General features: G+C 74.0%; 14 protein-coding genes and 7 tRNA genes. 11 read left to right on the top strand and 10 right to left on the bottom strand.

Features of this window, described 5'->3' with window-relative positions:
• The first annotated feature begins 82 nt into the window (after positions 1-82).
• On the top strand, positions 83-562 hold the full coding sequence (locus tag ACIPYQ_RS27155; RefSeq protein WP_401256013.1) for a GNAT family N-acetyltransferase: 480 nt from the start codon (positions 83-85) through the stop codon (positions 560-562).
• Between the two features lie 70 nt (positions 563-632).
• On the opposite strand, the gene ACIPYQ_RS27150 is transcribed toward ACIPYQ_RS27155, so the two are convergent.
• Together ACIPYQ_RS27150 and ACIPYQ_RS27145 are read right to left on the bottom strand one after the other, a co-directional pair.
• Positions 633-1,874 carry a hypothetical protein gene (locus tag ACIPYQ_RS27150; RefSeq protein WP_361765807.1) on the bottom strand — a complete coding sequence of 414 codons (1,242 nt, stop codon included), beginning with the start codon at positions 1,872-1,874 and terminating at the stop codon, positions 633-635.
• Positions 1,874-2,476 carry a DUF4365 domain-containing protein gene (locus ACIPYQ_RS27145; protein ID WP_361765804.1) on the bottom strand — a complete coding sequence of 201 codons (603 nt, stop codon included), beginning with the start codon at positions 2,474-2,476 and terminating at the stop codon, positions 1,874-1,876. Before ACIPYQ_RS27145 ends, ACIPYQ_RS27150 begins: the two co-directional genes overlap by 1 nt.
• 207 nt (positions 2,477-2,683) lie before the next feature.
• Here ACIPYQ_RS27145 and ACIPYQ_RS27140 point away from each other — a divergent pair, with 207 nt between their 5' ends.
• Complete coding sequence (locus ACIPYQ_RS27140) at positions 2,684-3,409, top strand: 3'-5' exonuclease (RefSeq protein ID WP_361765801.1); 726 nt, start codon at positions 2,684-2,686, stop codon at positions 3,407-3,409.
• A gap of 71 nt (positions 3,410-3,480) precedes the next feature.
• Here ACIPYQ_RS27140 and ACIPYQ_RS27135 read toward each other — a convergent pair.
• Positions 3,481-3,552 (bottom strand) — tRNA-Val (locus ACIPYQ_RS27135).
• Between the two features lie 128 nt (positions 3,553-3,680).
• Here ACIPYQ_RS27135 and ACIPYQ_RS27130 point away from each other — a divergent pair.
• Entirely contained in the window at positions 3,681-6,023 is a 2,343-nt protein-coding gene (locus ACIPYQ_RS27130; RefSeq protein ID WP_401256008.1) for an SCO7613 C-terminal domain-containing membrane protein, read from the top strand.
• A gap of 47 nt (positions 6,024-6,070) precedes the next feature.
• On the opposite strand, the gene ACIPYQ_RS27125 is transcribed toward ACIPYQ_RS27130, so the two are convergent.
• Positions 6,071-6,142 (bottom strand) — tRNA-Val (locus ACIPYQ_RS27125).
• Positions 6,143-6,188: 46 nt separating this feature from the next.
• Entirely contained in the window at positions 6,189-6,707 is a 519-nt protein-coding gene (locus ACIPYQ_RS27120; RefSeq protein ID WP_401256005.1) for a TIGR02611 family protein, read from the bottom strand.
• 177 nt (positions 6,708-6,884) lie between these two features.
• Here ACIPYQ_RS27120 and ACIPYQ_RS27115 point away from each other — a divergent pair, with 177 nt between their 5' ends.
• Positions 6,885-7,298, top strand: coding sequence for an SsgA family sporulation/cell division regulator (locus ACIPYQ_RS27115; protein ID WP_030011909.1), 414 nt, complete (start codon positions 6,885-6,887; stop codon positions 7,296-7,298).
• Between the two features lie 196 nt (positions 7,299-7,494).
• Positions 7,495-8,115 (top strand): CGNR zinc finger domain-containing protein, encoded by a 621-nt coding sequence (locus tag ACIPYQ_RS27110; RefSeq protein ID WP_401256002.1) that lies wholly within the window; start codon positions 7,495-7,497, stop codon positions 8,113-8,115.
• Here the strand turns inward: ACIPYQ_RS27110 and ACIPYQ_RS27105 are convergent.
• Positions 8,056-8,229, bottom strand: coding sequence for a hypothetical protein (locus ACIPYQ_RS27105; protein WP_327412940.1), 174 nt, complete (start codon positions 8,227-8,229; stop codon positions 8,056-8,058). The two genes, ACIPYQ_RS27110 and ACIPYQ_RS27105, sit on opposite strands and share 60 nt — an antisense overlap.
• Positions 8,230-8,362: 133 nt before the next feature.
• Positions 8,363-8,824 carry a hypothetical protein gene (locus ACIPYQ_RS27100; protein WP_401255999.1) on the bottom strand — a complete coding sequence of 154 codons (462 nt, stop codon included), beginning with the start codon at positions 8,822-8,824 and terminating at the stop codon, positions 8,363-8,365.
• A 176-nt stretch (positions 8,825-9,000) separates the two neighbouring features.
• Here ACIPYQ_RS27100 and ACIPYQ_RS27095 point away from each other — a divergent pair, with 176 nt between their 5' ends.
• Entirely contained in the window at positions 9,001-9,495 is a 495-nt protein-coding gene (locus ACIPYQ_RS27095) for a DsbA family protein (RefSeq protein ID WP_361765786.1), read from the top strand.
• A 4-nt stretch (positions 9,496-9,499) separates the two neighbouring features.
• Here ACIPYQ_RS27095 and ACIPYQ_RS27090 read toward each other — a convergent pair whose 3' ends face one another.
• From ACIPYQ_RS27090 to ACIPYQ_RS27080, 3 genes are read right to left on the bottom strand one after another with little or no spacing between them, the layout of a single operon-like run.
• Entirely contained in the window at positions 9,500-10,342 is an 843-nt protein-coding gene (locus ACIPYQ_RS27090; RefSeq protein ID WP_401255995.1) for a GNAT family N-acetyltransferase, read from the bottom strand.
• Between the two features lie 43 nt (positions 10,343-10,385).
• Entirely contained in the window at positions 10,386-11,207 is an 822-nt protein-coding gene (locus tag ACIPYQ_RS27085; RefSeq protein WP_401255992.1) for an aminotransferase class IV, read from the bottom strand.
• A complete protein-coding gene (locus tag ACIPYQ_RS27080; protein WP_401255989.1) occupies positions 11,204-12,286 on the bottom strand; it encodes a chorismate-binding protein in 1,083 nt (360 codons plus the stop codon). Before ACIPYQ_RS27080 ends, ACIPYQ_RS27085 begins: the two co-directional genes overlap by 4 nt.
• Positions 12,287-12,466: 180 nt before the next feature.
• On the opposite strand from ACIPYQ_RS27080, the gene ACIPYQ_RS27075 reads away from it, so the two are divergent.
• The 5 genes from ACIPYQ_RS27075 to ACIPYQ_RS27055 all read left to right on the top strand — a co-directional run bounded on the left by ACIPYQ_RS27075 (position 12,467) and on the right by ACIPYQ_RS27055 (position 12,940).
• A tRNA-Gly gene (locus tag ACIPYQ_RS27075) sits at positions 12,467-12,539 on the top strand.
• 39 nt (positions 12,540-12,578) lie between these two features.
• Positions 12,579-12,652: transfer RNA gene (locus ACIPYQ_RS27070), tRNA-Cys, on the top strand.
• 1 nt (position 12,653) lies between these two features.
• A tRNA-Val gene (locus tag ACIPYQ_RS27065) sits at positions 12,654-12,725 on the top strand.
• A 19-nt stretch (positions 12,726-12,744) separates the two neighbouring features.
• Positions 12,745-12,816: transfer RNA gene (locus ACIPYQ_RS27060), tRNA-Val, on the top strand.
• A 52-nt stretch (positions 12,817-12,868) separates the two neighbouring features.
• Positions 12,869-12,940: transfer RNA gene (locus ACIPYQ_RS27055), tRNA-Val, on the top strand.
• The last annotated feature ends 66 nt before the right edge of the window (positions 12,941-13,006 follow it).

The raw sequence follows: 13,006 nt of genomic DNA, 5'->3' as shown, positions 1-13,006 counted from the left end.
CGGGGGGACCCCCACGCCTCAAACGCCGGCGGGGCTGGATGATGCGGCCACGCCTCGAGGTGGGGCCGATAGCCTGGGCGGCATGCCTAGCCCGCGGATACGCCTGTTGGACCTGACCGACGACGCCACTGCCGTGGCCGTGCACCGGGTCGGGCGGGCGGCGTACGCGGTGGAGGCGGAGCTGATCGGCTTCGACGGCATCCCGGCGCTGGGCGAGAGCCTCGCGGAGATGCGGGCGCAGGAGCTGAACTGGGTCGGCGCCGTTCCCGAGGCCGGGGAGCTCGCCGGCTTCCTCGCCTGGGAGGAGGAGGCCGATGGTGGCATCTCCATCGACCGTCTCTGCGTGTCCCCGGCCTGGTTCCGCCGGGGCATCGCCTCCCTGCTGCTCCGCCACGCCCTGACCGACCTCTTCGCGGGCCGCCCCGTCACGGTCACCACGGGCGCCGCCAACACCCCCGCGCTCTCCCTCTACGCACACCTGGGCTTCACCCGAGGCCCCGACTTCTCCCCCGCCCCGAACCTGACGATGGCCGCCTTCCGTTTCAGCCCCGCCGGCGTTTGAGGCGTGGGGGTCCCCCCGGACGGAGTCTGGGGGAGGGTCTGGGGCGGAGCCCCAGCGGCGGCGGCGCGCGCTACTCCTCGGCCTCGAGCACATCCGCAGGATCGAACGCCTCGTCCAGCGACTTCATCAGCCGGTCCCGCTCGACCTCGTCCAGCGGCACCGGCGTCACATCCGTCGCGTCCGTGAGGCGACGGAAGCCGCCCCGCCGCTGCAACCGCCCGCCGACGCGGATCGGCAGGCCCACCAGGTGCGCGTGCCCCGCCACCCGGTACGCCTCCTCGTCCAGCGCGGCGCGTACGTACGGGACCTCCGCGCCCGCGAGGACCCGGAGCCGGACCGTGCCCCCGCCCCCCGGGGCCGAGCGCCGCATCCGGACCACCGCCCCCGCGATGCGGACCTGGACGGCCGGCTCGTCCCGGGTGTACCGCGCCGCCGCCTCCCGCAGCACCGGCAGGTCGCCCGGTGAGAACTCCACCGGCTCGGGCCGGGCCGCGCAGCCCGCCGGGACCCCGGCCGCCGGTGCCCAGGCGAGCGCGATCCGGGCCCCCTCCGAGCCCCGGACCAGTGCGATCAGTGCCTCGGCGAGTTCCCGGCTGACCCCGGCCCGTACCGCGGCGTCGAAGGCCTCCATGCCGCCGGTGGCCCGCTGGTAGTCCACGGCTTCGCGGGCCGCGTGCAGGGCGTGGTGGAGCCGGGTCACGGTGCCCCGGCCGCCGTCCACCGGTACGTACGCGGTCAGGTGCCGGCCGCCCGGGTGCGGGCCCACCAGGACCCCGTCCAGGGCCCGTTCGGCCTTGGCCCGGTGCCGGGCCCCGTAGTACCCGGCCCGGGCCCGTTCGGCCAGGGCCCCGGCGAGGAGGAGCTGGCGGGCGGCCGAGCGCAGCTGTTCCTGCACCGTCCACGCGGCCTCGCCCCGGAGCCCGTACGCGCCCTGCGGGATCTCCCGGTCCCAGTGGATCTCGTCGCTGGGCACGCTCAGCCCGTAGAGCACCTCCCGCGCGGAGGGCAGGCCGCTGCGCGAGAGGGCCGTGATCGCCTCTTCGAGCAGGTCGGCGCAGTCGGGGAAGGTGCGGCTCTCGGGGACGAGCAGGCTGGTGGCGGCGCGGGCCGTCGGGTGCGCGGCGGGCGGGGTCCAGCGCCCGTACCGGCCGGCGGCCCCGCCCCGGCGGAGCCAGCCGTGGCGGTGCAGCAGCGCGCCGAGCACGGCCGGATCGACCTGTGCGGGATCGGGGGCGGCCGGGTGCGCGGAGTCCGTGAACCCGCCGTAGTCCGGGGACGGCAGCGGTTCCAGGTTGGGCGAGTGCCAGTGCATCAGGGTGTCCCTCCCGACCCGACCCGGGTCATGATCTCGCACAGCGCCCGGTCGTCGAAGATCCGCGCGGTCGGGATCCGTACGGTGGTCCGGCGGCGGCCGGTCACCGGGTGTCCGGCGAGATTGGTCCAGTAGCAGCAGTGCCGCAGGTCGAGGCGGTCGTGCCCGGCGGCGAGCCACTGGTCGCGCTCCCGCGGGACGAGCATCACGACGAGGATCTTGTGGACGGCGACCGGGGTGCGGGCCAGTTTCACCAGGTGCTCGTTGTCGAGGGTGAAGGCGAAGGTGGGTCCGGCCGGCCGGGGCGGTATCTGGTAGGTCGCCTTCAACTGCACCTTGATGGTGACCTCGTCGTCGACGACGTGCTCGGGGGCGCCGTGGCTGACGTGCCAGTCGATGCCGTTGTCGGGAAAGGGCTGGGAGAGCGAGCAGCCGGCCGCGGCGGCGACGGCGTGCAGGTATCCCACCTGAAGGGTTTCCATGCAGGCGGTGGTGGCGAGTGTGCCGCGCAGCGGTCCGGTCCGCGCGTCGTCCGGTGTTCCGGTCCGCGGATCGATCTGCCCCGCCAGCACCCCGCCCGGTTCGGGCTGCGCGAGCGCCATGGCCGGCTCCCCATGCCTTCCGGGCTCTGCCGTCGGTGGTGGGTGGGGTGACGACCGGTCATGTGTACGGCCCCCCAGGGATGTTGTCTCCGCACCCGGGTCCCCGCAAACGGCGTACGGGGCAAACAGCCCGGGTATCACCGATGCGGGCGAAGGTGGCGTGATCCAGGTGCGCCCCATCTGCCGACCGGGGACGAGGAGTTCGCCATGACACGCTGGTACGAGGGCCCGCTGGCCGCATTCGACACGGAGACCACCGGGGTGGACGTCGAGCAGGACCGGATCGTGTCCGCCGCGCTCGTCGTGCAGGAGTGTGCGGGGGGCCGGGTCCGCACCACCCGCTGGCTGGTCAATCCCGGCGTTCCGGTGCCGCCGGGGGCGACGGAAGTGCACGGGCTGACCGACGAGCACCTGCAGCGGCACGGGCGCTGGCCGGCGCCCGTGGTGGAGGAGATAGCCCGTGCGCTCGGGGAGCAGCAGGTGGCCGGCCGGCCGGTGGTGGTGATGAACGCGCCGTTCGATCTGACGCTGCTGGACCGGGAGTTGCGCCGGCACCGGGCCTCGTCGCTGACCCGGTACCTGGACAACCGGCCGCTGACGGTGCTGGATCCGCGGGTGCTGGACAAGCACCTGGACCGCTACCGCAAGGGGCGGCGGACGCTGACGGACCTGTGTGCGCACTACGGGATCGAGCTGGAGGGCGCGCACGACGCGGCGGCGGACGCGATGGCCTCGCTGGAGCTCGTACGGGCGGTGGGGCGCCGGTTCGCGGCCCGGCTGGAGCGGCTGTCGCCGGCGGAGCTGCACACGCTGCAGGCGGTCTGGCACGCGGCGCAGGCGCGGGGCCTGCAGGCGTGGTTCGCGCGGCAGGGGACGCCGGAGCCGGTCGATCCGCACTGGCCGCTGCGGCCGGACCTGTCGACGGCGGCCTAGGCGGCCTGAAGACACCCGGCCCCGTACATGCGGAAGGCCGGTCCGTCTTTCGACGGACCGGCCTGTCCCGGTGGGCGATACTGGGATCGAACCAGTGACCCCTTCGGTGTGAACGAAGTGCTCTCCCGCTGAGCTAATCGCCCGGGAACGCACTGAACAATACAGAAGCCTCGGGGCTGGTTCAAACCGCTTGCCTCCCGCTGCGTACTCAGAGCGGATCTGAGTACGTCCGCCCATGTCCTGACGGCGTGACCGGCGCCACACTCCCGGTATGAACAACCCTCTGCCGCCGGCCGAAGAGCTGGCGCTCATCGAGCGTGAGCTGGTGCAACTCGATGCCCGGCGGCTCCACTTGCTGACCCGCCGGGACTGGCTGCGGCACATCCTCCAGCAGCCCGGACCCGCCCCCGCCCCCGCCGGCTGGGGGTCCGCCGTGCCCGCCGGGCCGCCGAAGGAGACCTCGGCCCCGAGCGCGCAGAACGTGTTGCTCGCCCTGGGCGCCGTGCTGCTGGCCGTGGCCGCGCTCGCGTTCACGCTGGTCAGCTGGGGCTCTATGGGGATCGCCGGGCGCTCGGCGGTCCTGGTCGCGGTGACGGCGGCGGCCCTGGCCGCGCCCGTGCCGCTGCTGCGCCGGGGGCTGCGGTCGACCGCGGAGTCGGTGGCCGCGGTGGGGCTGCTGCTGACGGTGCTGGACGCGTACGCGCTGTACGCGGTCGGAATGCCGGACGCCGACGGCACCGGGTACGCGGCGGGTGCGGCCGCGGTGCTGGCGGCGGTGTGGGCCGGATACGGCTCGGCCCTGCGGAAGCTGCGGCTCCCGCTGCCGGCGGCGGTGCTGGCGGCGCAGTTCCCGCTGCCGCTGGCGGCGCTGGCCGCGCAGGGGGGCCCGCTGGAGCTGGGCTGGGCGCTGCTGGCGACGGCGGTTCTGGACGCGGCGCTCGCCCTGCGGGTGCGGGCGGCGGCGGCCCCGGCGGCCGTGCTCGCGGCGGTGGCGCTGCTGCTCGGGGTGGCCGAGTCCTGGTCGGCGGGCTCGGTGACGCAGGCGCTCGCTCCGGCGGCGCTGCTGCTGGCGGGCGCGGCCCTGGGCACGGCGGCGGCCTGGCGGGAGCCGCGCGCCTGGGTCGCCGCTCTGGTGGCCGGCCTGGCGGCGGTGCTGGCGCTGGGCGGTCTGGTCCGGCCGGCTCTGACGGATTCGGTCCGGGACGGTGCGTGGGTGGCGCTGGCGCACCTGCTGGTGGCACTGCCGCTGCTGGCGGCGGTACGCGTCTCCGCGCTCCCGGCGGCAGTACGACGCGGCCTGGCGCGGGCGGGGGTGGCGGTGACCGCCCTGGTGGCGCTGTCGGCCGGCGCAGCGGTGGTTCCGACGCTGCTCGGCCGGCTGCGGGTGCTGGAGGAGGTGTGGGCGGCGAGCGCTGCGCCCGCGACTCCGTACGCGCCGGGTGCGGCGGGCGTGCTGATCCTGCTGACGGCGGCGGGGGCGGGCTGGTGGCTGTCGCGGGTGCTGGCGCGGCCGGAGCCCGGGGTGGTGGCGGTGGTCCTGGCCTGGGCGGGGCTGTTCACCGCTCCGGTGCTCGGGTTCCCGGCGGCGGCGGTGTTCGCCGCGCAGCTGGCGGTCACGGGCGCGGCCGGGGTGTTCGCCCTGCGCTCCCCCGCGCGCGGCGCCGGGATCGCGGCGGCCGTGTGCGCGCTGACCGGGGCCGCGAACGTGTCCGTGGGCGCGCTGGACGGCCGGGTGGCGACCTTCGCGGTGTGGGGGCTGCTGGGCGCGGCCTGCGCGGCGGGAGCGGCCTACGGGCGCGCTCCGCTCCGGGTCCGCTCCGCGGCGGCGGTGTGCGCCGTCGGGTACGCCACGGCGCTGCTGGTGGCGGCGGCCGCGGTGACGGACCTGGCGGTGGTGTGGTGGTCGCTGCCGGTGCTCGCGGTCCCGGCGCTGGCGGCGGCTTCCGGGCCGCGGCTGGGCGGCGTGCGGATGCCCGTGGAGATCGCGGCGGCCGTGGCCGGCGCCCTCGCGGTGGCCCTGTCGGCCGGGCGGGCCGGGACGCTGGCGCTGGTCCTGGCCCTGGCCGGGGTGGTCTGTGCGGGGGCCGCGGTGCGCCCGGAGCGGCGCGCGGTGGGCTGGGCGGCGGGGGCGCTCTTCGCGGCGGCCACCTGGGTCCGGCTGGCCGACGCCGGGGTCACGATGCCCGAGGCCTACACGCTGCCGGTGACGGTGCCGGCCCTCGTGGTGGGCTTCATCCGGCGCCGCAGGGACCCGCAGGCCTCGTCCTGGACGGCGTACGGCCCGGGGCTGGCGGCGACCCTCCTGCCGAGCCTGCTGGTGGCCCTGGAGGACCGGAACTGGGTGAGGCCGCTGCTGCTGGGGCTGGCCGCGCTGGCCCTGACCCTGATCGGCGCCCAGCGGCGGCTGCAGGCCCCGCTGCTGCTGGGCGGTGCGGTGCTGGCTGTGGTGGCGGTGCACGAGCTGGCCCCGTACGTGGTGCAGGTCGCGGGGGCGCTGCCGCGCTGGGTGCCGCCGGCCCTGGCGGGCCTGCTGCTGCTGGCGGTGGGGGCGACGTACGAGAAGCGGCTGCGCGACGCCCGCCGGCTGCGGGACGCGCTCGGACGGCTGCGGTAACGCCAGAGGCCCGGAGACTGTGAAAGTCTCCGGGCCTCTGGTCCGGGTGGGCGATACTGGGTTCGAACCAGTGACCCCTTCGGTGTGAACGAAGTGCTCTCCCACTGAGCTAATCGCCCGGACGCACCGCAAACATTACCGCATGTCAGCGGTGCTCCCCGACCATCACTGGTCCTTGAGGTTCCAGGGCAGGACGAGCCCGTACTTCCACAGGTAGAAGCCGATCAGTGCGCCCGCGATGACGAGGCCCACGCTGGTCAGGATGATGTTGCGGCGGCGGACCTTCGGGTCGAGCGCCTTCTGTGCCGCCTCGGTGACCTTGCGCTTGGTCCAGCGCAGCACGAGGTGGGCCCAGGCGAACTCGGTGGCCCAGATCGCCAGGCCCGCGAAGATCGCGACCCAGCCGGGGCCGGGCAGGACCAGCATGGCCACACCGGCGGCGATCACGGCGAGGCCGACGACGAAGACGCCGACCTGCCAGCTGAGGTGCAGGCTCCTGCGGGCCTTGACGAAGGCGGGCGCCTTCGAGACGTGCGGCGCCTCGGCCGCGGCTTCCCCGGCCTCCACGGCTTCCCCGGCCTTCACGGCCTCGGCGGCTGCTGCGCCCTCGGTGGCCCCCGTGGCGCGCACGGCGGATTCCTCGGCGGCGGACTCGTCGGTTCCGCGGTCACTCCCCGTATTCATGGGGTCGAATCTACCCGAGCCGGAAGCACACGTGAATGACGGTTTGGATCCGCCGTCCGAGGGACCCAGAGGTCCGCAAAACGGTCAGAGGGGTTTACAACGGCACCGTAGGTGGCATGTCGATTTCGCCGACGTGCGAATCCCCGAGCGCACACTGAGCGAAAGGCCCTGGCGCTTATGAACACCACGGTCAGCTGCGAGCTGCACCTGCGCCTCGTTGTGTCGAGCGAGTCCTCACTGCCTGTTCCCGCGGGCCTGCGGTATGACACGGCCGACCCCTACGCCGTGCACGCCACCTTCCACACCGGCGCCGAGGAGACGGTCGAATGGGTATTCGCCCGCGACCTCCTCGCGGAGGGTCTCCACCGGCCCACCGGTACCGGCGACGTCCGCGTCTGGCCGTCCCGCAGCCACGGTCAGGGCGTCGTCTGCATCGCCCTGAGCTCACCGGAGGGAGAAGCACTGCTCGAAGCACCCGCCCGAGCACTCGAGTCGTTCCTCAAGCGGACGGACGCCGCGGTTCCACCCGGGACCGAGCACCGGCACTTCGACCTCGACAAGGAGCTCTCCCACATCCTGGCCGAAAGCTGAGCCAGGCCTACAGCCGCTCGACACCGTCCGACTCGGGGCGACGGTGCGGGACGGACAACCACATACGGCTGCCGGCGCTGTCCCCGCGGGATCCACCCGCGAGGACGGCGCCGGTGTGCTTTGACGGGACCCGCTATTGTCGGGCGGCAGCGGCGGCGCCTCCCGTCGCCGCAGGCCCGGCCCCTAGGGAGACCCCGTGCAGATCCCCCACGACACCCGTCGCGCGCTCGACGTCGTCGTCGCGCTGGTGAACACCGCGGCCGAGGCGGACCAGCCCGACGGACTCTCGGACGTCGGCTCGCTGCGCGGCTTCGTCCAGGAGTACGCGATCAGTGACGTCGGCGAGCTCGGCGCCCGCGACCTGGCCGGCGTCCGGACCGTGCGCGCCAAATTCGCCCAGGTCTTCGCGGCACCCAACCCCCGCGCGGCCGCCGCGTTGATCAACGAGCTCGTGGACACCGCGGGCACCACCCCGCAGCTGACCGACCACGACGGCTACGACTGGCACGTGCACTACTTCGCGCCGGGCGCGTCGGTGGACGACCACCTGGCGGCCGACGGCGGCATGGCCCTGGCCTTCATCGTGGTCTCCGGCGAACAGGAACGGCTGCGCCGCTGCGAGGCTCCGGACTGCCGGCGCGCCTTCGTGGACCTGTCCCGCAACCGCTCCCGGCGCTACTGCGACAGCCGGACCTGCGGGAACCGGCTGCACGTGGCGGCGTACCGGGCCCGGCGCAAGGAGGCCGACGCGGGGCTGTCAGAGCATGAAGAGGTCGTGCACGGCGGCGAGCAGCAGCAGGATGCCGATCACGGCTAGGAAGATCATCAGGGGCGGCTGGGAGAGCGCGAAGAGGCAGCCTCGCGGCTCCTCCACGACGGGGGCGGGTACCGGCACGGGCACCGAGGGCTCACTCTGCGATGTCTCGAGCATGTCGGGGCGATGATGACGCAGCGGGCCGCCGTCCACCCCTCAACACGCCAACAACCGTGCGGCAGTTCGCCCGATCTCGTGGACCGTGCGCCCCAGGGCCCCTTCCGGGGGCGTCCTCCGGTCGGGCCCGGAGTCAGATGCCGTGCTTCTTGAGGATGGCCTCGATGTCGGAGAAGTCGTCGGCGGGAGCCGCGGCCGCCGGCTTGCGGCCCGGCGCGGGCTCGCGCTGCGCCCCGGCTCCGGCGGCGCCGAGGGACGGCGCGGAGGCGGCCGGGGCCACGGCCTCCGGGGCCCGGCCCCGCTTGACCTTCTTCTTCGCGGGCTCCCCGGACGCGCCGAGGCGGCGGCGCTCGACGCCCCGGGTGGTGGCGAGGAGCAGCCAGGCCAGCGCCAGCAGCCCGAAGCCGGCCCAGACGGACGGCTTGAAGACCATCCCGGACACCCACTCCACGACGCCGGTCAGGACCAGGCCGATGGGCACCAGCGCGTACGCGGTGATCCGCGCGGCGGCCAGGAAGCGCTTGCGGTAGGCGGTCACCGCGGCGATGCCCAGGCCCGCCGCGGACACCGCGGAGCAAATGGTCTCGGCGAGCATGCGGTCCTCCGGGCTGTCGGCGGCAAGGCGATCTGTCCGTATCCATCCTGCACCGCCCGTCGCCGCGGGGGCCAGGTCCGCAGCCTTCCCCGGACGGATCTCCGGGACATCTCCGGGTCGTACCTCCTCCCTGGGTCCCGGTCGGCGGGCCCGGCGGGGGCTGGGAGACTGTCCGTATGACCGATTCCGTGATCCTCGACGTCTGGTGCGAGCTCCAGTGCTCGGACTGCCACCGCGCCCTGGACGACGTACGCGCCCTGCGGGCCCGCTACGGCGACCGGCTGGACATCCGGCTGCGCCACTTCCCCCTGGAGAAGCACAAGCACTCCTTCGCCGCGGCGCAGGCCGCCGAGGAGGCCGCCGAGCAGGGGCAGGGCTGGCCCTACGCGGAGGCCGTCCTGGCGCGCACCGCCGAGCTGGCCGAGCGCGGCGAGCCGGTGCTGCTGGACGTGGCGCGCGAACTGGGTCTGGACGCCGAGGAGTTCGACACCGCCCTGATCGACGGGCGGCACATCCTGATCGTCGACGCGGACCAGGCCGAGGGCAAGGCGATCGGCGTGACCGGCACCCCGACCTACGTGATCGACGGCGAGCGCCTCGACGGCGGCAAGAGCCAGGACGGCCTGCGCGCCCGCATCGAGGAGATCGCCGACCGCCTGCTCGGCTCCTGAGGTCCTAGATCAGCTCCTTGACGGCGTTCACGGCGGTGTCCCGGTACCCGAGCGACTCGTAGAGCCGCCGGGCCGGGGTGTTGCCCTCGACCACGTACAGCCCCAGGTGGCGGGCGCCCGCGGCCAGTGCGCTGTGTTCGGCCAGCAGCATGAGGGTCCGGCCGTGCCCCTGGCCGCGGTGTCCGGGCTCGACCCGGACGTCGTACACGTACGGGACGGAGCCGAGGCCGGGCAGCTCGCGCTCCCCCACCCACACGCTGCCCAGGATCGCGCCCTGCGGGCTCTCCACGACGTGGAAGGCGGTGCCGGGGGTCTCGCGCCCGGCCGGCAGCATCCGGGCGTGATCGGCGCGGGACGCGGCCACGCCCTGTTCCGCGGACATGCCCGGGGCGACGAGGCGGGGGGCGTACTCCACGATCGCCACCTCCAGCCAGGCGTCGAACTCCGCCGGGGTCATGGGGCGGCCCGCGCTGCCCGCCGGGAGCGCGGGCGGTTCGGCCGGCAGCTCCTTGACCATGACCCGGCCGGTCTCCCGGTAGCCGAGGGCCGTGGCCATCCGCAGCGCCGGCCCGGCGTCGGCGGGCACCGACACGGCGACGCCGGTGCAGCGCCAGGAGCGCAGCACCTCCTCGGCGGCGAGCGCGGCGACCGTGCCGCGCCCGCGCCGGCGGTCCTGTTCGTCGATCCACAGGTCCCGGATCACGCCGGTCCGGGGCTCGGCGGCGGACCGGGTGGCCAGTTCGAGGGCGCCGACGTGCCGGCTGTTGACCCGCACCTCGTAGGTCCGCGAGCGGGTTCCGTCACTGTTCTGCTGGAGCGGCTGTGCGGGCCGCAGGGTGGTGGTCATCACTTCGAGTTCTACCTGCCCCGCGGCCCCGCGTCACCAGGGTTCACGGATCGATGTCCGAAGCGGCCTTCACCTCGAAGATCCGCATCACCTCGGCCGTGACGGGCCCGGGGCCCGTGCCCAGCTCGCGGTCGTCGATCCGTACGACCGCCTGGGCGTCGCGCAGGGAGGAGGTCACGAAGACCTCCTCGGCGTGTTCCAGCGCCTCGAAGGGCAGGTCGGTCTCCTTGGCGCCGGCCCAGTCGACGATGAGGGCCCGGGTGATGCCCGCCAGGCAGCCGGAGCTCAGGGGCGGGGTGTGCAGTTCCCCGTCGAGGACGACGAAGACGTTGGAGCCGGTGCCCTCGCAGAGCCGGCCGAGGGTGTTGGCGAGCAGCGCCTCGGAGGCCCCGGCCCGGTGCGCGGCGGCGAGCGCGACCACGTTCTCGGCGTACGAGGTGGTCTTCAGGCCGGCCACGGCGGAGCGCTCGTTGCGCACCCAGGGGACGGTGACGACGGCGGTGGTGTCCGGGCGGCGGTCGGACGGCGCGGCGGCGGCGATCAGGGTGGTGCCGGCGTCCCCGCGGTCGGAGCCGAGCGGGGAGACTCCGCCGGTGTAGGTGACGCGCAGCCTGCCGTGCTCCATCGGGTTGGCCTCCAGCACGGCGGCGCAGGCCCGGCGCACCTCGTCGGGGTCGGGGTCGGGCAGGCCGAGTCCCCGGGCGGAGCGGGTCAGCCGCTCCAGGTGACGGGTGAGGGCGAAGGCCCGGCCGTGCTCCGCCTTCAGCGTCTCGAAGACGCCGTCTCCCACGGTGAGTCCGTGGTCGAGGACGGACACGTGCGCGCTGCCGACGTCCTTCAGCGCTCCGTCGAGCCAGATTCTCATCCTGCGGTCCTTCCGATCGTCCCGTTGGTGCCCTGGCCACCGGTGGTTTCGAGGCCCGACGCCACCCGCAGCAGGCGGGCGGCCTTCAGCTCGGTCTCCGCCCACTCCCGGTCGGGGTCCGAGCCCCAGGTGATGCCGGCGCCGGTGCCGAAGAGCAGGCTGGGACCGCCGGGCGTCTCGCGGTCGATCCAGAAGGTACGGATGCCGACGGCGAGCTCGGCGGTGCCCCGGTCGGCGTCGACCCAGCCGATGCCTCCGCAGTAGGGACCGCGCGGGGCGGTCTCCAGCGCCTCGATGATGCGCAGGGCGGAGGACTTGGGGGCGCCGGTGACGGAACCGGGCGGGAAGGCGGCGGCGAGCAGCTCGGGCCAGCCGGCGCCGTCGGCGAGTTCGCCGCTGACGGTGGAGACGAGGTGGACCAGGCCCGGGTGCTCCTCGACGGCGCACAGCTCGGGGACGGTGACGGAGCCCGTCGCGCAGACCCGGCCGAGGTCGTTGCGTACGAGGTCCACGATCATCACGTTCTCGGCGTGGTCCTTGGGGAGCAGGTCGGCGGCGGTGCGGCCGGTGCCCTTGATGGGGCCGGACTCGATGTGGCGGCCCGTCCGGCGCAGGAAGAGCTCCGGGGAGGCGGTGGCGATCTCCACGCCGTGGGCGGCCAGCCGAATCGTTCCTGCAAAGGGTGCGGGGTTGCCGCGGGCGAGGAGCGCCGTGAGCGCGTCGACGTCGGCGCGGTCCGGGTGAGGCAGCGGCGCGGACATCACCCGGCAGAGATTGGCCTGATAGACCTCACCTGCGGCGATGTGCTCCCGGATGCGGCGCACGCCGGCGACGTACGCGGCCCGGTCGAGCGAGGAGGTCCACTCGTCGGCGTCGGGCCCGCGCCAGGCGCCGGGGACCGGCGCCGGGACGGGGTCGGGGCGCACGTCACCGAAGCGCGCGCAGACCAGCCGCCCTTCGAAGCCGGCGGCCACCGCCCAGAAGCCGGTGGAGTCGAGGGCGGCGGGATCACTGGTGACGTCCCGGAGGTCGGTCGCGAGGAGGCCGCCGAAGCGGGCCATGGGGGGCAGGTCGTGCACGGCTGCGAGTCTATGACCGGTGACGACGCGGCGCCGGTGGGGTGACGAGGAGGTGACCTGTGGTGATCGGGTGGCAGCACGCTGCGGAAACGCGTTTTTGAGCTGGCCCGGGAATCCGCTAGAGTTCAACTCGTCGCCAGGGAGCGAAGGGGGAAAACCCCGGAGTGAACACGGTGACCTGCGGACGTAGCTCAGTTGGTAGAGCACCACCTTGCCAAGGTGGATGTCGCGAGTTCGAGTCTCGTCGTCCGCTCGAAGTGGGGGATCTTCCCGAGAACCCCTGCAGCTCCATGGTGGAGTGGCCGAGAGGCGAGGCAACGGCCTGCAAAGCCGTCTACACGGGTTCAAATCCCGTCTCCACCTCCAAGGACGATTAGCTCAGCGGGAGAGCGCTTCCCTGACACGGAAGAGGTCACTGGTTCAATCCCAGTATCGTCCACTGATCCGCAAGGATCCCCGCGCGATTAGCTCAGCGGGAGAGCGCTTCCCTGACACGGAAGAGGTCACTGGTTCAATCCCAGTATCGCGCACGCAGCACCTGGCATCACTTGCCTGACCTGCGGCTTCCGAGCCGTGGTTCCCGCGCGATTAGCTCAGCGGGAGAGCGCTTCCCTGACACGGAAGAGGTCACTGGTTCAATCCCAGTATCGCGCACCGATCGAAAGCCCCGGCCGTCTCTTCGGCCGGGGCTTTCGCGTTCGCCGTGCACGGGGCATGAAA

The sequence above is a fragment of the Streptomyces sp. NPDC090045 genome, assembly GCF_044747975.1.
In the GTDB taxonomy this organism is placed as follows: Bacteria; Actinomycetota; Actinomycetes; order Streptomycetales; family Streptomycetaceae; genus Streptomyces.
Note: the sequence above shows the minus strand (reverse complement) of the source record. Positions and strands in the feature narration are given on the sequence as shown.